The 19,533-nt window shown below is 66.6% G+C and carries 15 protein-coding genes; 9 read left to right on the top strand and 6 right to left on the bottom strand.

Going from position 1 to position 19,533, the window contains the following annotated elements:
- Positions 1 to 126 precede the first annotated feature (126 nt).
- Positions 127 to 1,785 carry a B12-binding domain-containing radical SAM protein gene (locus MNY60_RS01385; protein ID WP_242359883.1) on the bottom strand — a complete coding sequence of 553 codons (1,659 nt, stop codon included), beginning with the start codon at positions 1,783 to 1,785 and terminating at the stop codon, positions 127 to 129.
- A gap of 187 nt (positions 1,786 to 1,972) precedes the next feature.
- On the opposite strand from MNY60_RS01385, the gene MNY60_RS01380 reads away from it, so the two are divergent.
- Positions 1,973 to 3,415: a GAF domain-containing protein gene (locus tag MNY60_RS01380; RefSeq protein ID WP_242359882.1), complete on the top strand. Its 1,443-nt coding sequence runs from the start codon at positions 1,973 to 1,975 to the stop codon at positions 3,413 to 3,415.
- Between the two features lie 42 nt (positions 3,416 to 3,457).
- On the opposite strand, the gene MNY60_RS01375 is transcribed toward MNY60_RS01380, so the two are convergent.
- Positions 3,458 to 4,549, bottom strand: coding sequence for a nitronate monooxygenase family protein (locus MNY60_RS01375; RefSeq protein ID WP_242359881.1), 1,092 nt, complete (start codon positions 4,547 to 4,549; stop codon positions 3,458 to 3,460).
- 310 nt (positions 4,550 to 4,859) lie between these two features.
- Between MNY60_RS01375 and MNY60_RS01370 the strand changes: the two genes are divergently transcribed.
- Both MNY60_RS01370 and MNY60_RS01365 read left to right on the top strand, forming a co-directional pair.
- A complete protein-coding gene (locus tag MNY60_RS01370) occupies positions 4,860 to 5,477 on the top strand; it encodes a TetR/AcrR family transcriptional regulator (RefSeq protein ID WP_242359880.1) in 618 nt (205 codons plus the stop codon).
- 89 nt (positions 5,478 to 5,566) lie between these two features.
- Positions 5,567 to 6,484, top strand: coding sequence for a YihY/virulence factor BrkB family protein (locus tag MNY60_RS01365; RefSeq protein ID WP_242359879.1), 918 nt, complete (start codon positions 5,567 to 5,569; stop codon positions 6,482 to 6,484).
- A 67-nt stretch (positions 6,485 to 6,551) separates the two neighbouring features.
- On the opposite strand, the gene MNY60_RS01360 is transcribed toward MNY60_RS01365, so the two are convergent.
- On the bottom strand, positions 6,552 to 6,860 hold the full coding sequence (locus MNY60_RS01360) for a hypothetical protein (protein WP_242359878.1): 309 nt from the start codon (positions 6,858 to 6,860) through the stop codon (positions 6,552 to 6,554).
- Between the two features lie 26 nt (positions 6,861 to 6,886).
- Positions 6,887 to 7,315 (bottom strand): hypothetical protein, encoded by a 429-nt coding sequence (locus tag MNY60_RS01355; protein WP_242359877.1) that lies wholly within the window; start codon positions 7,313 to 7,315, stop codon positions 6,887 to 6,889.
- Positions 7,316 to 7,471: 156 nt separating this feature from the next.
- On the opposite strand from MNY60_RS01355, the gene MNY60_RS01350 reads away from it, so the two are divergent.
- Together MNY60_RS01350 and MNY60_RS01345 are read left to right on the top strand one after the other, a co-directional pair.
- Complete coding sequence (locus tag MNY60_RS01350; protein WP_308197108.1) at positions 7,472 to 9,097, top strand: NERD domain-containing protein; 1,626 nt, start codon at positions 7,472 to 7,474, stop codon at positions 9,095 to 9,097.
- Positions 9,098 to 9,586: 489 nt separating this feature from the next.
- On the top strand, positions 9,587 to 10,780 hold the full coding sequence (locus MNY60_RS01345) for a cytochrome c (RefSeq protein ID WP_242359875.1): 1,194 nt from the start codon (positions 9,587 to 9,589) through the stop codon (positions 10,778 to 10,780).
- 334 nt (positions 10,781 to 11,114) lie between these two features.
- Here MNY60_RS01345 and MNY60_RS01340 read toward each other — a convergent pair whose 3' ends face one another.
- Positions 11,115 to 11,627 carry a hypothetical protein gene (locus MNY60_RS01340; RefSeq protein ID WP_242359874.1) on the bottom strand — a complete coding sequence of 171 codons (513 nt, stop codon included), beginning with the start codon at positions 11,625 to 11,627 and terminating at the stop codon, positions 11,115 to 11,117.
- Positions 11,620 to 12,522, bottom strand: a complete 903-nt coding sequence (locus MNY60_RS01335) for a hypothetical protein (protein WP_242359873.1) — start codon at positions 12,520 to 12,522, stop codon at positions 11,620 to 11,622. The genes MNY60_RS01340 and MNY60_RS01335 overlap by 8 nt, the downstream gene beginning before the upstream one ends.
- Before the next feature lie 116 nt (positions 12,523 to 12,638).
- Between MNY60_RS01335 and MNY60_RS01330 the strand changes: the two genes are divergently transcribed.
- The 4 genes from MNY60_RS01330 (at position 12,639) to MNY60_RS01315 (ending at position 19,533) form a co-directional block, all read left to right on the top strand.
- A complete protein-coding gene (locus MNY60_RS01330) occupies positions 12,639 to 14,096 on the top strand; it encodes a DNA phosphorothioation-associated putative methyltransferase (RefSeq protein WP_242359872.1) in 1,458 nt (485 codons plus the stop codon).
- A gap of 174 nt (positions 14,097 to 14,270) precedes the next feature.
- Complete coding sequence (locus tag MNY60_RS01325) at positions 14,271 to 15,230, top strand: DUF4007 family protein (RefSeq protein WP_242359871.1); 960 nt, start codon at positions 14,271 to 14,273, stop codon at positions 15,228 to 15,230.
- Positions 15,227 to 18,739 carry a hypothetical protein gene (locus MNY60_RS01320; RefSeq protein WP_242359870.1) on the top strand — a complete coding sequence of 1,171 codons (3,513 nt, stop codon included), beginning with the start codon at positions 15,227 to 15,229 and terminating at the stop codon, positions 18,737 to 18,739. The genes MNY60_RS01325 and MNY60_RS01320 overlap by 4 nt, the downstream gene beginning before the upstream one ends.
- Positions 18,736 to 19,533 carry a phosphoadenosine phosphosulfate reductase family protein gene (locus tag MNY60_RS01315; protein ID WP_242359869.1) on the top strand — a complete coding sequence of 266 codons (798 nt, stop codon included), beginning with the start codon at positions 18,736 to 18,738 and terminating at the stop codon, positions 19,531 to 19,533. The genes MNY60_RS01320 and MNY60_RS01315 overlap by 4 nt, the downstream gene beginning before the upstream one ends.

Raw genomic sequence — 19,533 nt, 5'->3', positions numbered from 1 at the left:
GGCGGGGCTGATGACATCAGTCTAACGGGACGTTCGTCGCGGCGCCCCTGCGATATTCGCTCCAGCGCATCCGGAACAGCGCCGAGGGTTGCCCCGTCCGGGGAAGAGCGGGCTGGTGCGGAACCCCTACGGCCCGTTCGTGAGCAGGGTGCTGCTGCCGTCGACGTGCCGAGGGCGCGGGGCGCGCAAGGCGCTGCTCGCTTCCTCCTTTTTCGGAAGCGATGCGCTGCTCGCGTTCAGCTCCGAGAGCGATGCATCGATGCGCGGGAGCACGACCTCTTCCGTGTAGCGGATGAGGCTCTCCCCGACGATCGCGAACATCACCGCGCGCGGCAATGCGGCCGTGCCGCGGCGCAGCGCGTGCGCCATGAGCCTCCAGAAGAGCTGCCTGCGACGGCCGCGGATGCCGAGCCGCCAGATCGCCCGGCCCAGCGTCCCGAGCGATCCGTTGCTGATGCTGTGCGCGACGGCACGGCGCGGCTGCGGCGCCTGGTCCAGGTGGAGCGCGCAGCGCCGGTAATATGCGGCGGGTGAATACAGCGACGCGAGGAGGCGACGGTACCCCGCGAGCAGCGCCCGCTCGTCGAGCGCGGGCACGAAGTTCGGACGTTCGAATGAGTCGCCGGACGGCACGCCTCGCAAGCGACCCTCCTCCTCGAGGCGCCGCCACAGCCGCGTTCCCGGGAGGGCGATCAGCAGGTTCACCATGGCCCGCGGGATCGGCAGGCCCGAGATGAACGCGAGCTGCCGATCGAACATGTCCGGGCCATCGGTGTCGAAGCCGATGATGAACCCCGCGTAAACCTCGAGCCCCGCCCGTGTCAGCTCCTCGACGGCCTGCTCCTGCGGCATGCGCAGGTTCTGCGTCTTTCCCGCCTGCGCGAGCGCCGTGCGAGAGGGTGTCTCCAGACCGAGGAAGACCTGCCCGAATCCCGCGTCGACCATGGCCTTCACCAGCTCGGGGTGCATCGCCAGGTCGACGGACGCCTCGGTGCAGAACGCGAACGGAAAGCCGTTCCGCTCCTGCCACGCTCGGAGCGCAGGGAGCAGGCGCGCGATCGCGCGCCGGTTCCCGGCGAAGTTGTCATCCACGAAGAACAGCGTGCCGCGGGCACCCAGCGCGCGCAGGGCGTCGAGCTCGGCGAGGACCTGATCCGGCGGTTTGACCCTGGGTACGCGGCCGAAGATCTCGATGATGTCGCAGAACTCGCACCTGTAAGGGCAGCCGCGCGAGAACTGAAGCGCGTGGCTGCCGTAGCGGGAGAGGTCGAGCAGATCGAAGCGCGGCACGCGAGCGAGGCGCAGGTCGGGGCGATCGTCACGTTCGGGCGACAGCAGGCGCGGCGAATCGGGCGCGGGCGACTCGAGCACGCGCACGAGCAGGTCGAGCCTCCCCTCCGCCTCTCCGCAGAACACGTGGTCGGCCTCCTCGAAGAGCTCGGGCGCGCTGCTCACGGCGGCGCCGCCCACCACCGTGCGACGGCCCATGGCGCGCGCACGGCGGAGGACCTCCCGCACCGATGGCGCCTGCACCAGCAGGCCAGAGACGAGCACGGCATCGGCCCACGCCAGATCGGCGTCGTCGAGCGGGCCGACGTTGAGGTCGCGGAGGCGCAGCTCCCAGCCGTCCGGCAGGAGCGCGGCGAGCGTCGCGATGGCCAGCGGGGGAAAGGTGGCGTCCTTCCGGATGATCGGCAGGGCGTGCTCGAAGCTCCAGTAGGTTTCCGGGCTGCGGGCTTGGACGAGGAGGGCGCGCACGGATCGATCGTAGACGAGCCAAGCCATGCGTCCGTCACGCCACGCGGGTCGAGAGAGGGGACGGCCCCTGGAGGGCGAGCCCTCGGTGGAGGGGACTTCCGCGCGGGTGAGACAGAAGATCCAGCGGCGCGGCACGCGGACGCATATACATCCACCCAGCAGTCGCCCCTCACCCGCATCTCGCTCGCGCCGTGGCGGCTCCCGGAGCCAGCACATGGCGACGACTCACGCTCAGCGCGATCGCGCGAGCTCGGCTGCGCACGTCGCCGAGGACGCCACACAGAAGAACGGGGTGGTGCTCACCCCAGACGACCTCGCTCGGCTGCTCGACCTGTCTCGAGCGCTCGCCGTTGCCTGCGAGCACGCGGACATCGCGGTCATCGCGGCCGAACGAGCGGGTGCGCTCACCGGCGCGTCCGTCACGCAGGTCATGGAGCTGCGCGATGACGCCACGCTCGCATTGGTTGCCGAGGCGACGGGAGCTGCGGCGACCCGTCGCGACGAGGAAGAGGCCTCGATCGGCTCAACGGGGCCAGAGCAGCATGCCGCCCGCGCCGGCGCGCCGCTCTGGATCAGCTCGCTGGCGGAAGCACCCCAGCACTACCCGGGCATCGAGTTCGACGCACTCACCGGGGGACCCTTCGGCGCGTCGTGGGCATTCCTGCCTCTCGTCGCGGACGATGAGACGAACGGAGTCCTGACGCTCGCGTTCGACGCAGAGCAGGAGTTCGACCCCCACGCGCGCGCATTTCTTGGCGAGGTCGCGGCAGCATGCGGAAACGCGCTCGCGCGAGGAAGTCTCTTCACCCAGGAGCGCGCACGCGCGAACGCCTCGGAGAAGGCGCTCGCTGCGTGTGGGGTCCGGCAGCGCCGCAGCGACAAGCAGTTCGAGGATCGCACTCACCTGTACGAGCGGGAGCGCTTCGCGCGAGCGCGCGCCGAGGCGGAGGCGGTGACCGCGGTGCACGCGGCGGACGATCTCGAGCGGGTCCAGCCATTCACCAGCGCGCTGTTCGGTGCAGAGACCGCGAAGGACGTCGTCGCTGCGCTCGTGGACTTCGGTCCTGACGCATTCGGCGCTCTCGGCGTGGAGTTGACGCCTCGTGACGTTGCCGGCGAAGGCCGAGACGGAGCGGGGCCGCAGGCCGCCGAGGCGGAGGTGGCACGACTCGAGGAGCCGCTCTGGCTCGATCCGAAGGAGCTGGCCGTGCGCTTTCCGGAGACCTCCGCGGCGTTGCTCGCCCGCGGCGCCGGCGCCTGGCTGGGAGTACCTGTTCCGGACGAGGACTCGGCCCACGCGGTGCTGTCGATCGCGTTTCCGAAAGAGCGCGCGTTCACTCCAGGCGATCGCACGCGCCTCCTCCTCCTCGCGAGCGAGAGCGCGTCGGTGCTTGCGCGATGCGCCGCGCGCGAAGCCGCTGCGACCCAGGCTGACATCGCTAAGCCTGCGAGCGCGTTCGTGGTGCAGTACGAGGAGGACGGCGCCACGGGGCCGGTGACGCGCGTGCTGGGGGTCTTCTCCTCCGAGGCGACCGCGCGCGAGGCATTGCGGGAGCTCGACCGCGCGCGTTCCCTCGTGTGTCACGCGTCGATCACCTCGTGGAGCCTCGACGTGACCCGTCCCCTGACCTCGGTCGAGATCGACCTGCCGGGGTGACGGCGTGCACGCATCGGCGGGGACCACCTGCCGCAGCGGAGCTCAATTCCCGGGCGCGAAGCAGGCGTCGCCAGCGCGGGCGCGCGACGTCGCGACGCCGCGCAGCTCGTCCATGAGCGCCTTGACCGGCACGACGCCCTCGACGCGATAGGCGTTGCTGCCGACGGTGTAGAGCGGCTCCTCGTCCTCGGGGTTGTAGCCCGCCGAGCTGAGCAGCCCGTTGCAGATGCAGAAGTAGTGGTCGCCGTCTTCCTTCGCGAGGCAGCGATTGAACTTGCCGTCGCCGTCCTTGAGCAGCACGTACCCCTTGTTGCAGGCCGGCTTGCGCCTCCCCTCCAGCGTGGCGCGGAACATCGGCGACTGCTTCAGGACCCTGAACGGTAGGCCGCACGGCGACCCGGGATCGCGGGTCACCACGATGTCGTCCTGGGTCGCGTTCACGACCGCCTGCTTGTAGGCGTCGTCGGCGGTGCTCTCCTCCGTCGCGAGGAAGCGCGTCCCCATCTGCACCCCGTCGGCGCCTTGCCGGAGGATGCTGACGATGTCCTCGTGCGTGAAGATGCCGCCGGCGGCGATCACCGGGAAGTCACCGTGCCGGCGCGCCATGTCCTTCACGGGCGGGAGCAGGGCCTCGAGCGTATTCGAGGGCAGGCCGATCTCGTCGAACTTGAAGCCGAGGTGGCCGCCCGCCAGCGGGCCCTCGAGCACGACGGCGTCCGGGCGGTAGCCGAGCTTCTCCCACTTCTTGATGATGATCTCGAGGGCGCGAGCCGAGGAGACGATCGGGATGAGGGCGGTGTCGCGCGGCGCCTGGATGGCGGGCAGCGACGTCGGCAAACCGGCGCCCGAGATGATGGCGTCCGCGCCGGCGTCGATGGCGCCCCGGACCGAGTCGGCGAAGTCGCGCTGCAGGGCGACCATGATGTTGATGCCCGCGAGGCCGCCCTGGGACCTGGACGCGGCGATCTCCTCGCGCACCGCCTCGTACGTGCCGACCTTCCTGCCCAGCCGCTTCGAGACCACCCGATCGATGGCCGCGCTCGACACGACGCCGAGCCCGCCCTCGCGGGCGACCGCGCCGGCGAGGGGGTGAAGCGACACGCCGACGCCCATGCCCCCCTGCACGATGGGCACGCTGAGCTTCTTGCCCTTCACGAAGAGTGGCGGAAGGGCGGGCCGGGATCCCGGGCGAGGCTTCGTCCCCGGGGTTGCGTCTTCGATTCGCATGTCCGCTCCGTGCTGGTGAGGCGAGTCGATGCCGCGGCGGCTCGGAGCGCCCGGCGCAGGCCGGAGGCGCCGCGGCGCGAACGGGTTACTGTCCAGTAGGTTACCATACCGTAACAAGCGCAGCCCGCCCGGCGCAAGGGGCACACCGATGCGAGGGTGCGAGCGTCCAGGCGCCCTTACGATTGAGTAGGTTACTTAGTGGTAATACGATCCTCCCATGTCTGAACGGGGTCGACGACTCACCGCGGCGGCCCGTCGCGCCCAGCTCATCGACGTGGGGCGCGCGGTGTTCGCGAAGCGCGGGTACGAGGCGACGTCGGTCGAGGAGATCGCGGAGCACGCGAAGATCTCCAAACCCATCATCTACGAGCACTTCGGGGGGAAGGAGGGGCTCTACGCGGTCGTGGTCGATCGCGAGATGGAGTACGTGGTGCGGCGGATCGCCGAGGCCATCGCGACGGGCTCGCCACGTCAGCGCGTCGAGCGCTCGGCGCTGGCTTTCCTCACGTACGTGAGGGATCACCCCGACGGATTCGCCGTCCTGGCTCACGGTGCGCCCGCCGCCTCGGCGACGGGTGGCATGTCGAGCCTCCTCAACGACGTGGCGGAACGCGTCGGCGACATCTTCAGCGCGACGTTCAAGGACGCGGGGTACGACCCGAAGGCCGCGCCCATCTACGCGCACGCGCTCATCGGGATGGTGACGTCGGTCGGCCAGTGGTGGACCGAGACCCGCGAGCCCAGCGTCGACGAGGTCGCGAATCACCTCGCGGCGCTCGCGTGGATGGGCCTGCGTCACCTGCCCAAGAAGCCGACGCTCGCCGTGAGGACCTGATTCGTGGACGACGACTTCGTGGCCAACCGGCGCGAGGTCGCGAGCCTGCTCCCGGCGCTGCGAGTAGGAGACGACGGCGAGGTGAGGCCATGAGCCCGGTGGGTGACGCGTCGAGATGGGTCACGCGGCTGCTGCGCTTCGCAGGGCGAACCCTGCGCGCGTTCTCGCGCAACCGCGGCATCCTGCTCGCCGGCGGGGTTGGCTACAACGCGCTGCTCTCGCTCGTGCCCTTCCTGACGCTGGTGGTGGCCGCGCTCTCGATCCTGTTCGACGAGGCTCGCATCATCGACATCTTGCGCCCGGAGCTCACGGCCCTCGTTCCTCAGCACGCGGACGCCGTCCTGCAGGCTGCGCGGACGTTCCTCGAGACCGAGGCGCCGACCCGCGCGCTCAGCGTGGTGAGCATGCTCTTCTTCAGCTCGATCGCGTTTCGAATGCTGGAGCAGGCAGTCGCCGCGATCTTCCACTCGTCGGGCCACGCCGCGCACCGGAGCTTCTGGGTCTCGGCCCTGCTTCCCTATCTGTTCATGCTGGTGCTGATGGTCGCGCTCCTGGGCGTCACCGTGCTCACCGCCGCCGTCGACGCCCTCGGCGAGCACCACCTGCGGATGTTCGGCCTGCAGCGCCCGCTCGCGTCCGGGATCAAGCTGCTCCTGCGGGCGTCGGGGTTCCTGGGGCTGGTCGCCGTCTTCGCCGGCATCTACCGCGTCCTGCCGGTGGTCAGGATCTCCGCTCGGCGCGCGTTCGTCGGAGGCCTGGCCGCGGCGGCGCTATGGCGGCTCACCGCGTTGTTCATGGTCTACTTCTTCACCAACCTCTCGATGGTGAACGTGCTCTACGGATCGCTCGCGACCGTCGTCGTCGTCCTGGTCTCACTCGAGATCGTCTTCGTCATCCTGCTCCTCGGCGCGCAGGTCATCGCCGAGCTCGAGGCCAGCTCCGCCGCGGGAGTGCGCTGGTACGAGAAGGCACGCGAGGAGACGGGCCGGGCCGGCGCCCGCCGCTGACGACGGCGACGCACCTCCTCGAGAGCCCGGTCATTGCGTCAGGGTGGCGTGGCTTTTCGGTGCAGACCTAGAAGCTGAAGAACTCGCCCGGTATCCCCTTCGCCTCGAGCAGTTCCCTGAGCCGGCTCACGGCGCAAGCGTCGTCTCGGTAGAGCCGCTCGAGCAACGCGAGGAGAAGGGCGTCCTTGTGCTCGTGGCGGACCTTCAGGAAATACTCGAGGTCGCCCCTCCCGAAGACCTCCCGGGGCGCCCGTCCGATGTCCTGCCCGGACAGGACCAGATCGCCCTTGTCATCGATAGCTGCGTCGACATTTATCGCGGTCGGTCCTTGAACACGCACCAGCTCGAGCTTCTTCGTGGAGTCGGGATCGTTCAACACCGTTGAGCCTCCTGTGCGGGATGTCAGAACCATCCCTCCGCGAAGAACGCGAGCAACGCAGCAATGGTCCGCTTCGACGCCGGGTCGCCGCAGCAGTTCCGGACGCTCCCCCACGCGCGGCCGTCGAGGCGCAGCGTTCCGTCGTCCTCGATGGCGCCCATGGCCCGGCCGCCCCGGCGCACGGTGCCGTCCTGCTCCACGCGACCGATGAACTTCCCGGAAGCGCGGATCGTCCCGTCGTCCTCGACGTCCCCGACGCTCCTCCCGTCGCGTTGCACCGTTCCGTCCGGCTGGATGCGCCCGACGCCGCGACCGTTCACGCGAACCGTGCCGTCGTCCTCGATGGTCGCCCAGGCGCGGCCGTCAACGCGTACGTCGAGCTCGGCGCGAGCGGCGACGGGGGCCGCTGCGGAGGCGAAGAGGGCGAAGAGGAGTGCTTTGCCTGCTGCCATGGCACAAGCATACCCGAGCGACGGACACGGCCGAGTCGACGAACACGGTGCCGAGAACGTTCGCGGCGGTTTGGGTTCGCTACGACGCTCTTCCGCCTGATTGCACTCTCGGCCAGCACCGTTTGACTCGCTTCCGCCTTCTGGCACCCTGTCCCGGTGCCGCCCCCGCGCCTGAACCCCGCCGAAGCGCCGCGCCCCGCCAAGTCCGAAGCAGAGCGAACCGTCTGGAAGGCGTTGAAGAACGGGCTGCCGTCCGGCTGGACCGCCTGGCACTCGCTCCGCATCCGCGACGGCAGGAACTACCTGGGAGAGGGGGATTTCGTCCTCGCTCACCCGCAGCGGGGGTTCCTGATCCTGGAGGTGAAGGGCGGCCGCATCGAGCAGCGCGACGGGCGCTGGTTCACGAATGGGATCCCGTTCGACACGACTCCCCTCGATCAGGCGCACGGGTTCATGCACAAGCTCGAGCAGCGCCTGAAGGACTGGAAGTGCTATCCGCCAGCATTCGGCGCCGCGCTGGCTCTGCCGGACACCGACTTCGACGAGCAACCGCAGGAAGACGTGCTGCGCGGCGTCGTCCTGGGACGGATGCAGCTGCGCTGGCTCGGGGAGGCGCTCCCCGGCGTCGTCGAGCGCGCCCTGCCGCCGCCGCAGCCGGGCACGTCCGGCTGGATGGACCGGCTCCATCAGATGTGGGGCGAGACGTGGGTCCCGGCGCTCTCGCTCGGCACCAGGCTCCGCTCCCTGGGCGAGCGGCAGTTCGCGCTCGACGACGTCCAGCTGGCTGCGCTCGACGGCCTCCTCGACAACGATCGCGTTCTCGTCCGCGGCGGCGCCGGCTCGGGCAAGACGCTCCTCGCCGTCGAGGCGGCGCGGCGCCACGCGGGGGAGGGGAAGCGCGTGCTCCTCCTGTGTTTCACGCAGCCGCTGCGCAAGTGGCTCGAGGTGCGGCTCGCCGGCAGCGGCGTCGAGGTCCAGACGGTGAGCGGGCTCGCCAAGTCCATCGCCGACGCGGCGGACGGTCCGAACCGGCAGGGAGATCTCACCGCGAACGAGTACTGGCAGGCGACCTACGAGCGCGCGGCGGATCTCTGCGAGGCGCGCTGGGACGCCGTCGTCGTGGACGAGGGGCAGGACCTCACCTTCGAGGCCTGGTATCTCGTCCGCGGGCTCGCCGAGGGCGCGCGGCTGTGGGCCTTCCACGATCCCGGCCAGGGATTCTGGCCCGATCGTGCGCCGGTCCCCGACCTGTTCGCGACGACGTTCCGGCTGACGCGCGGTCAGCGCTGCCCTGCGGGCATCGGCGCGCTCGCCGCGCTCTACGCTGAGGAGAGCGGGGACGAGAAGGCGATCGCGGCCGCCGTGCGCGATCGCACGATCGCGCTCGTCGAGTGCGCCGACGCCGCGAAGACGGCAGACCGGGTGGGGGAGGAGATCGATCGCCTGCTCTCGCAGGGCCTGACGCTCGCGGACATCGGGGTCGTGTCGCTGCGCGGCCAGACCGCGCCCGACGCCATCCACCAGCGCGGTCGCATCGGACGCCACGCATTCGTGCACGCGGACGATCCGGACATGGAGAGCCGACTCGTCGCCGACACCTTCCTGCGCTGGAAGGGGCTCGAGCGTCCCGCCATCGTGGTGGCTGACGTGGACCCTGGCCTGAAGCAGTTCGGGACGCGGATGCACATCGCGCTCACGCGCGCGCTGGTCGCAGCGCGGATCGTGGCGCCCCATCCCGGAGAAGGGCGCTGGCCGGGGATGGCGAGCGGCGCGAATTCGTGAATCACGCTGTCGTTCAGCCATGATCTCACGGGTGCTGCGCCCGCCGCCCGCTGACGCCTGGCCGGCGAAGTCGGAGCCCCTCCGAAGCTTCGCTGGGACGCCTTCCCCGCACTCGGCGTCCTGTTCGCGAATCATGATTGCCCGTCAGCAACGCGCGGGCCTGCACCACGGGTGGGTCACGTAGACCTCGGATTAGCGATATCGCACATCGAAAATCTGGCAGCCCGCGCGGGCGCACCGGGCGCGCAAGCGACCGATAATCGGTCCACTCGCCGCGGGCACGCCTGGTGCTGACGTGACCCGTCCGATCGCACGCCTCCGGGGATCCGCCCTGGCGCGATGTGGTCAGGAGGCGAGACCGCGGCACACGTCCCCACGCCGCGCCCGCCGCGTTCTCATCCGGACGCGGCGCGCGCGGCGCCCCCTTTACGGCGCGGCGCGGCCTCCGCAGCGGAGGTCGGCGCCGCCGAGATCGGAGACGCAATGCAGATGAACCGGATTCTCAACTCGCTCGCCGTCGGTGCGCTCGTCGCCGGGTTGACCACCAGTGGATGCGGTGACGGCAGCTCCCCGCCCGCGGCCAACGCGCAGGTCACCGCGGCCGTCCGCTCGGCCGCGACGGAGCTGTCACCTGGGGTCGCGCCCGAGCGGGCGGTGAAGACGTTCATGGACGTCCTCAATGAGCTGCGCACGGTCCCGGCGCTCGCTCCGCTCTTCGAGAACTACCGGGTCCCGAGGCCCGTGGCGCTCGAGGGTGACCACGGGAGCACCGGCCTCGTGCCGCTGCTCAGCGTCATCAAGGTCACCCGCGACCGCGAGGGGAACGTGGCGGTCACCAACCGCGAGACGGGCGGGCTGATCTTCTCGGCACCTCTCACGGACCTCGCCTCCGGCGTGTTCCATGCGGAGAACCTTCCGGCGGCGGTGACCCCTCCGACGGCGTGCGCGTACACGTACTCGGACTGGAGCGCCTGCCAGCCGGACGGGACGCAGACGCGGACGGTGATCTCCTCCGGCCCCGAGGGCTGCACGGGTACGCCCGCGCTCACGCAGTCGTGCACGTACGGCCAGCCCCCGGTGACCTGCTCGAGCTTCACCTACTCGGACTGGGATGCGTGCCAGCCTGACGGGACGCAGACGCGCACGGTGCTGACGTCCTCCCCCGAGGCCTGCACCGGCGGTAGCCCGGTGCTCTCGCAGCCGTGCACCTACAGCCCCCCGGCGACCTGCACGAGCTTCACTTACTCGGACTGGAACGCCTGCCAGTCCGACGGAACGCAGACGCGCACGGTGCTGACGTCCTCCCCCGAGGGCTGCACCGGCGGTAGCCCGGAGCTCTCGCAGGCCTGCACGTACACGCCGCCCGCCGTCGAGTGCGCCTCCTTCACCTACTCGGACTGGAATGCCTGCCAGGCGGACGGCACGCAGACGCGCACCGTGCTCACCTCGTCGCCGGACGGCTGCACCGGCGGCACGCCCATCGTCCAGCAGGCCTGCACGTACACGCCCCCGATCGACGGCGCCGCGCTGTACAGCCAGTCCTGCGCGAGCTGCCACGGGCCGCTCGAGACGAGCAACCTGAAGGGCAAGGGCATCACCGTCCAGCTGATCAAGGACAGGAACATGACGTTCGGCCTGACGGACGAGCAGCTGCAGGCGATCGTCAGCGCGATCGGTCCGTAATCGGCGCGCTGCTCCGCGGCGAGGCGGTCCGGGTCGCTCCACGAGCGGCCCGGATCGCCTACTCCTCGCGGCTAAACGAACTCGCTCGCTTCAACGCTGGTGCGTGCCTGGCCTTCGGATTCGTAGCTTGACTGTGGGTTAATGGGCAAATGGACGTTACCACTACGGTTTGCAGGAATCACGCGAACTTGCGGGCGCGGAGGTAGTCCACACGAGGGAACCCGAGTCCACCGGAGTCCACGCGAGTTTGGACAGGATCTGGACACGATAAACGGCTTTCGCCGGTCAAGAGCGGCGGCCGCAGAACTGGGCGGGTTTAACGGAGCCGCTGAAGCTAGGCGGTGTACTCGTTGGCATATCGCCCCTCGAACACTGGGCGAACGCAGCAAGAAACGAAAGCTTCGAGAAGCGTGAGTACGAACCCGCCGCGTTCAACCGGGAGGAGCAGGTTAACGCGGTCTGAGTTCTTCCGAAGCCATGCGTCGGCTTCTGCAAGAGTTGTCAATTGAATGCCGATGTCGCTCCCGTGGGCCAGCAGCGACCCAGCCAAGGTGCTTGGCGCGCTGCCAGTGTAGTGCTGGGTGGTGTATCGCGCGGCTGTCTTCGGGCCTGCCTTGCCAACTTTGAGAGCGCGGCTGCGATAGGAAAAGACGTACACCGCAATCTTCCCTCGGGGGAGGCGCTTCGGCGGCTTGTGTGGCGCGAGCAGCACGTCAACGGTGATGTCGCCATCCGAGAGACGTGCGTCCGCAAGCGCGGCGACCTCGTAGAACTTGGCCGTGAGGGCATCTACATACCACGTCGTTCCATGCACGCCGATGCACGCCCAGGTAAGCGGGTCAGACATTGGGCCGCTTCCGTGTGGCGCCGAGCATTGCCATGGGCATCGCTAAAACGGAGGATGACGCTGGTTGCAGGGATGACACGACGGGGGACCATACATCCGGCAAAGAGCATTCCGCTGTTGCAAAGAACGCCATGCGGGCGTCTTCGTCAAACCACGAGCGAAGGTACACGGGAATAACCTCGATGTCCTCGGGGATGCCTTTCCCACTCAACGCCGAAACCGGGTATACAAGCTTGTACTTCGGTAGGCGCGACGAGCTGTCCGGTCTGCCGAGCTTTGCCTCGACCACGAATAGCTTCCACTTGTCATCGCGCTTCCCGAAGAACACGCAGTCGACTTCCACTTGGCCGCCGACGTGCGGCCAAACAGCCGGGTAGGCGTCGTGCGGCCGAACCGTAAAGTCGTAGACGGAGGCTCCTCGACCTGGGGCGACGCGAGAGAACGGACGGTCAAGGCGGAGACTGTGGGCAAGTGCTCCGGACGCGATCGCAAGGTTGACCGCCCCGCCTTCTTGAAGAGTGCCGAGGAGCTGAAAGGGGTAGATGTCCAGGAAGCTCGCGTCCGGGATGAAGGTCGCCGCTGCCTTTGCAAAGAGCTCGTCGTCCAGCAGGAAGTAGTCCCGTGCCACTCCCGCCGGCCCAGCCTTCGCGAGCGCGAACGTGCCCACGCCAAGGCGGAACACCATCGCGCCAGCCTCTCTGAGCTCGGGGCGCAAACCGCCCCAGCTCTGGACGGAAACGAACTGTGCCGTCTTCGTGGCGGCCGCACGGTCAGGACCGAAGTGAGCGGAAACGTACTCGCGGAAACTGATCGGGTCCGTCCACGCGCGGCCGGTGGCGCGCAGCTGATCGAGTGCAGGTACGAAACTGATCCCACCGCAGTCTGATGGACGCATCGAGCGCTCGAATGTGGGCGGTCCGTGACCGGAGGGCTCGGACCGTCGAGATGGACCCGAGTGTGAACGTACCCGATGCAGGCGTCCCCCACTAGACTTCTAAGCCAGGAGCTCTGATGGAAGCCGACGAGGTGGGCGCTACCCGTATCCGTCGCGAGCGAACTGCCCTTCGCCGCGTGACGTGCTCGCGCCCAGTAGCGCTCGCGCTCGGAGACGGTCTGATCGTGCCTGGGACTCGCGTCCTTGACTACGGCTGTGGACATGGAGCCGACGTTCGGTTCCTCGCGGCGCGAGGCGTCCAATGCACTGGATGGGATCCATTCTTCGCGCCGCAGTCTGAGCTGTCTAACGCGCAGGTCGTCAACATCGGCTACGTTCTCAACGTCATCGAGAATTCGGCAGAACGAGCGGAAGCGCTCAGGAGCGCGTACGGCCTGGCGGAGGACTTGCTCGTTGTCGCAGTCCGGGTGGATCGAGCGCTCGATCACGGCGAGCCTTGCGCCGACGGCGTGCGAACTAGTCGAGGAACGTTTCAAAAGCTCTACACGCAGGACGAATTCAAGGAATACATTCAGCAGACGCTGGCCGCGCGAATGCACGTAGCGTCGCTCGGTATCGGTTACGTGTTCCGCAGTGAGAGCCTTGAGCAACGTTACCTTGCGAACAAAGCGTTCACTCGGCGCCTGGAGTACAGAGCAGATCTATTCGCCGAGTTCGCAGCGCATCCGGTCGCCCGTGAGCTGGTCCGAGTCGCGACTGCTCTAGGGCGCTTCCCCGGTGAGGCAGAATTTCCGGAGCTTGCTTCCCTGCAAGAAGCGTTTGGGTCACCGCAGCGGCTAGTTCGGCTAGTGCTGAGCGAAGTGGACCGCGACGCCTATACCGGTTCGCGGGTCGAGCGGCAGAACGACATTCTTGTGTACTTGGCGATGCTGAGGCTGCAGGGGATCGCGGCCCCGCCGTTCAAGGCGCTGCCACAACCGATCCAACAGGACATCAAGGCAATCTGGGGGAGTTACCGGGCGGCCTGCACGGAGGGAAACCGGTTCCTCTTCTCGCTTGGGCAGCCGAGCGTTGTCCGCAGCGCCTGTGCTGCATCAGCAGTTGGCAAGCTCCTGCCAACCGAGCTCTACGTGCACCGCTCCGCCGAGGACGAGCTTCCAGCGCTAGTCCGCGTGTTGATATTCGCGGCGCGGCGGGTTGTTGGCGATGTTGACTACGACATAGTCAAGGTGTCGATGGATGGTCGATCCGTCAGTTTCCTGTCGTACCCCGGATTCGATGATGAAGGCCATCCCGCGCTAGTGAGGAGTGTCAAGGTCCATCTCCCGACTGCCCGGTATGACGTCCGTGACTACTCGTCATACGCGAATCCGCCCATTCTTCATCGCAAGGACGCTCTGGTCACGGCCAGCTACCCCCGGTACCGTGCGTTCCGTGAGCTGACTGACGCAGAAGAGGCGTACGGCCTGCTCGGCCAGGGCGAGATCGGGTTCAGGGTAGGATGGGAAGCCCTGCTCGCGTCGCGGAAGCTGGTCGTCATCGGGCATGCCCTGGGGAGCGGGACGCCCGCGTAGCCTCAGCCCGTTGCCGTGACCCGCTCAGCCACCTGGCAGGCGCGCCGCTGGCGCGTCCCGTCCGACGTGCCAGCCTCGCATCCGCAAGGCTCGAACCACGCGAAATGACGCGCGGTTAGTGGCACCGTCAGCCCGTTCGAGTAGGCTGCTCCGACTTCTCCCAAGGTCAGGACCATGAGCCGCGCCGATGAAGCATCGCAGAAGGGGTCGTTCGCCGGGCACGAGACGTTTCCGTTCCGGTACACGTGGCTTCCGAAGGCGCTCGCCTTCGTGAAGGCTGATCCCGGTGGGTTCGGCGCGGACGATGCTTTGGTGAGGCTCGGTGTCGGGAAGAACATGGTCCGGTCGATGCGCCACTGGAGCATGGCGTGCGGGATCATCGCGGAGGATTCATCGGTCCGTAACAATCGCGGGCGTCATCTATGTCCTACCCCGCTCGGCGAAAGCTTGCTAGGTGATGAGGGTTGGGACCCGTACTTGGAGGACCCCGGTACGCTGTGGCTGCTGCACGCGAATCTGGTGTCTTCTCCGGAATGGGCAACCACCTGGTACTGGGTGTTCAATCTAATGTCCCAGCCAGAGTTCACGAAGGTGGAGCTCGTTAAGTGGCTGCTCGCATACGCTTCGGAGCGGCAGCTATCAAGAGTGTCTGAAGGGTCTGTCAGGCGTGATGTAGATTGCTTTGTCCGAACCTACGTGCCGGCGAACCTGCCGAAGAAGGGTACCTTCGAAGATGCTCTTGACTGTCCACTCGCCGAGCTCGGCCTAGTGAGAGAGTTCGGGCGACGCACTGGCTTTGTGTTGTCGCGAGGCGCGCAGCCATCTTTACCGGACGAGATGGTCGCATACGCGATCGCGCGCCAGGCGGGAGGCGTGAAGGGGTCGTCTACGCTCTCGTTGGAGAAGGTGGCCTATTCTCCGGGCTCGCCCGGAAGGATCTTCGCTCTTGCAGAGGATGCGTTGCTGGCGAGGCTCGAGCGCCTCGACCATGTTACTGGCGGCCGCATGACCTTTGATGACACGGCGGGGTTGAGGCAGGTGCTGATCAAGGGTAAGGTCGACCCGACAATGATGCTTGCGCGCTACTATTCGAGTTCGCGGAAGCTTGTAATGGCGAAGGCGGTCTCGCGATGACGAAGCTGTACGAGCAGCGTCGGTGGCGCGAGCTAGTCGACATAGAGCCGCGTTACGAGCGCTCCGTGAACCTCGAGCGCGACTATCGCAGCAACGGGTCTCTCAACGGGTATGTTGTAACGCCTCTCGTGAGGAACACTTTGAGTCGCGTCGTCGACGGCTTGACGGGGCGCGGCGCGCGGGCGTGGAGTTTCACGGGGCCGTACGGTTCGGGTAAGTCGGCATTTGCTGTGTTTGCAGCTAATCTGCTCCGTGGCTCTGATGGGAGGCGGACCAGTGTTGCACGAGGCCTCCTCGCAAAAGAAGACCCCGCTCTTCATCGCCGGATCTTCCACTCCCGTTCCGTCCCGCTGCTCTGCCCTGTACTTGCGACCGGCGACCGCAAGTCGCTCGAAGCTGTGCTGCTTGGGGCTGCTGCGGCAACGGCCGCGCAGGTCTGGCGGAGGAATTCGCCACGACTAGTGACGACACTGAATCGGCTCGCCGCTAGAGCCGAGCAAGGTGAGCGGATCCCCTCGCGCGATGTCGTCCGGACCCTTGAGGAGCTTGCGGACGCCGTCGCGGCGTTGCGCGAGCACGGCGAGGGTTTGCTCATTCTCATCGACGAGGCTGGTAAGGCCCTTGAGTTCGCGGCGCATCACCCTGAGCGCGCGGATATCCACCTCCTCCAGGAGCTCGCCGAATCTGCCACTCGAAGCGGTGATCGGCCGATCATCCTCGGAGTTCTCCTTCACCAGTCGTTCGACCAGTACGCGGGACGGCTCAGTGTCTCGCAGCGCAACGAATGGGGTAAGGTGCAGGGCCGTTTCGAGGACGTGCCCTTCCAGGAAGATTCGGATCAGGTGCTGCGCCTCGTAGGCCTCGCGTTGCGCCGGCTGCCGCTTCCGCCCGCCGTTCGTGCTGGTTGTAACGAGATCGTCAAGGCTGTTGCTTCCGAGGCGAGCCCGAGAGCGGTTACGAACAAGCGGAACCTGGAGGAACTCCTAGGCGCTACCCTGCCGTTGCACCCCGTCACCGCGTTGATCCTGGGCCCGATGTTTCGGCTGCTAGCTCAGAATGAGCGCTCGCTTTTCGCGTTTCTGACGTCCGCCGAGCCCCTCGGTTTTCAGGGGTTCCTCGAAACCCCCGTGTTCGTCGACGAGAAGCCGAGCCTCTTCAGCCCAGATCGTCTCTACGACTATCTGATGAGTGCCTTCGGTGAACGCCTGTATTCGCTTGCCGGACGCCATTGGGCTCAGACTGAGGCAGCGCTACGTAGGCTGCCGCCTGACGCTGACGCGATCGAGTCGTCGCTCGTCAAGACTGTTGGGCTTCTTAGCCCACTGGCGGAAGCGACGGGGGTGCCGGTTTCAGAGCGGATTCTGGAGCTCTGCGTCGCGGATGGTAGTGCGTCGTCGCGCGCAAGGGTCCGTGATGCACTCGTCCGCCTCCAGGCGTCATCCGTCCTGGTGTTTCGCAAGTTCCGTAACTCGTTCCAGCTTTGGGACGGCAGCGACCTAGACATCGAGAGCAGGGTCCGAGCCGCGTATGCGCAGGTCGATCCACGAGCGCAGCTGTTGCGGACCTTGAATCGCATCGTTCCCGCTCGCCCGGTGGTCGCAAGGCGCCACCTGTTTCGCACGGGGAATTTCCGCTACTTCGAGGTGCAGTACGGAGACGAGTCGGTCGTCGGACGCGAATGGGCCCCCGAGGACTCGTCTGCCGACGGCGTGATCTTTCTAGTCGTTCCTTCGAGTGACGCGGCAGCGCGTGAGGTGAAGACTCGGCTGAACGACCCGCAGGCGTGGAGTGCTATCACTGACGACGCTAAGCCCGTTATCATCGGCATCTTAAATGAAGCCGCTCGTGTGCGCGAAATCGGGCTTGACCTGGCGGCGCTGGAGTGGACTCAGAGCCATACCGTTGAGCTTGAAGGTGACCCTGTTGCTCGGCGGGAGCTCGCCGGCAGAATCGCCGACGCGGAGAATCTCATCCAGCAGGAGATCACCGCCCTGCTGAACGGATCGCGAGAGTCCGCGTGGTACTGCAGAGAAGGGCTCCTTCTTATCAGTACCGGCCGGCAGCTCGCCGAAGCTGTTTCTGCGGTGTGTGATCGTGCTTACTCGCAAGCGCCGTTTGTCTTCAATGAGCTGCTAAACCGTAACCAGCTCTCATCAGCGGCTGCGGCGGCGCGCAGGGAGCTGATCCAGCGCATGCTGACGGCCAGCTCGCTGCCACGCCTTGGCATCGAAGGGCATCCGCCAGAGCTCTCGATGTACCGCACTCTCCTCGAACAGCACGGTGCGCACCGCGAGCGGAAGTCCCAGTGGCAGCTCTGTGAGCCCCGGGCGAAGGATGAGGGCGGTTTGAGCGCCGCGTTCGATACGATCATCGCGACGTTGGGAGGTGAAGGCGTTCGAGTCCCGCTGGTGCAGGTGTATGCTGCCTTGAGGAAACCGCCGTTCGGCATGAAGGACGGCGTTATCCCGGTCCTCGCAGTGCTCGCTGTCACACTCGCCCATCGGGAGATTGCGATCTACGAGGAAGGCGCATTCGTTCCAGAGCTCACGCCTGCGGTTGTGGAACGCCTCTTGAGGGCGCCAGACCAGTTTGAGCTGCAGCGCTTTAGGGTCGCGGGAGCGCGCGCCGGACTGTTCGGTGAGCTCGCAGGCTCCGTCGACGACGGTCCTCTCCCGCTCATCCGTCAGTTTGTCCGCGAAATTCAAGAACTCACCGACTTTGCGCGAAACACGGGCGAGGTTTCGCAGCTTGCCGTTCGAGTGCGCGAAGCGATCTTGCGGGCCGAAGAACCAGGTACCCTGCTCTTCCGCGATCTGCCCCGCGCGTGCGATCTGCAGCCCATCACTACGAAGCGCACCAGTGCTGTACCATCTGAACTTGTGGCTCGGCTCACTGGAGCGCTGAAGGAGCTGAGAGGCGCGTATCCGGAACTGCTTCGTAACATCCAGGGCAGTATATTCAAGGCGCTGCAGGTTCCCGACGATGACGGCAGGGGGCGAGTGGAGCTGGCGGAGCGCGCCAGGCGATTGCTGCAGGTCGCCACGGACACTAAGTTGAAGGGTTTGCTAATTCGGCTCAGCGACGACGCGCTCGATCCTGCGGCCTGGGCTGTGTCCGTGGGCACTCTCGTTGTTTCGAAACCCCCAGAAGCGTGGACAGACCTGGATCTCCCGAGGTTCAGCATCAACTTGACTGTGCTCGCGCGTCGGTTCGCGGCATTGGAAGCTGCTTTCGTCGCTCAGGACACACAGGCGCTTCCGGCGGGAACCACCGTCGTGCGGTTCAGTGTGACCGAGGTGGGAGGCGACGACGTCGAGCGGGTAGTCTTTGTCCGCGAAGGAGAGCGCCGGATGGTCGAGGCGCTATCTCGTGAAGTGCGCCTGAATGTCGATTCTATGCGGGGCGACGTGTCAGGTGAGGCCGTCATTGCTGCGCTCGCCAAGGTGGCGAAAGACCTTATCGTCGAATTCCACGGCAACAACCGTGACGATACCGAGGTGGTACGGTGAAGAAGAGTGTGCGCCACATCCTGAGTCTCTCGGGAGGAAAGGACAGCTCCGCACTCGCCGTCTATATGAAGAACCGAGTGCCCGAGATGGAGTACGTGTTCTGCGACACAAACAAGGAGCTCGCAGAGACGTACGAGTACCTCGACAAGCTTGAAGCCTTTCTGGGAAAGCGAATCATCCGGCTGAATGCTGAACGGGGTTTCGATCACTGGCTTCGAGTGTACGGCGGATACCTTCCTTCCTCTCGCATGCGCTGGTGCACGCGGCAGCTGAAGCTCAAGCCGTTCGAGCAGTACGTCGGAGATGATCCCGTTGTGAGCTACGTAGGAATCAGGGCCGACGAGGATCGCGAGGGCTACATTTCGACTAAGCCGAACATCCAGGCGCGGTTCCCTTTCAAGGAGGACGGCGTCACAAGGCTGGAAGTTCTTCGCATACTGGAGGAGTCGGGCCTCGGGCTTCCGGAGTACTATCGATGGCGTACTAGATCCGGTTGCTACTTTTGTTTCTTCCAGCGCAAGAGCGAATGGGTCGGATTGATGGAAAACCACCCGGAGCTTTTCGAACTCGCGAAGAAATACGAGAAGCAGAATCCGGAAACCGGTGAGCGGTACACCTGGCAGCAGGGCGAAACCCTCGATGAGCTGTCGCGTCCTGAGCGTGTCGCCGAAATCAAGAGCACAAAGCGAGTAGCGGGCGCCCGGCCCACAACGCTCGCGCGAATTCTGGCGCCGCCGGCTGCAACAGACGACGATGATGACGGCGATCTGCCGTGCCTGATTTGCCAGCTATAG

The sequence above is a fragment of the Anaeromyxobacter sp. SG17 genome, from assembly GCF_022690695.1.
Lineage (GTDB): Bacteria > Myxococcota > Myxococcia > Myxococcales > Anaeromyxobacteraceae > Anaeromyxobacter > Anaeromyxobacter soli.
Note: the sequence above shows the minus strand (reverse complement) of the source record. Positions and strands in the feature narration are given on the sequence as shown.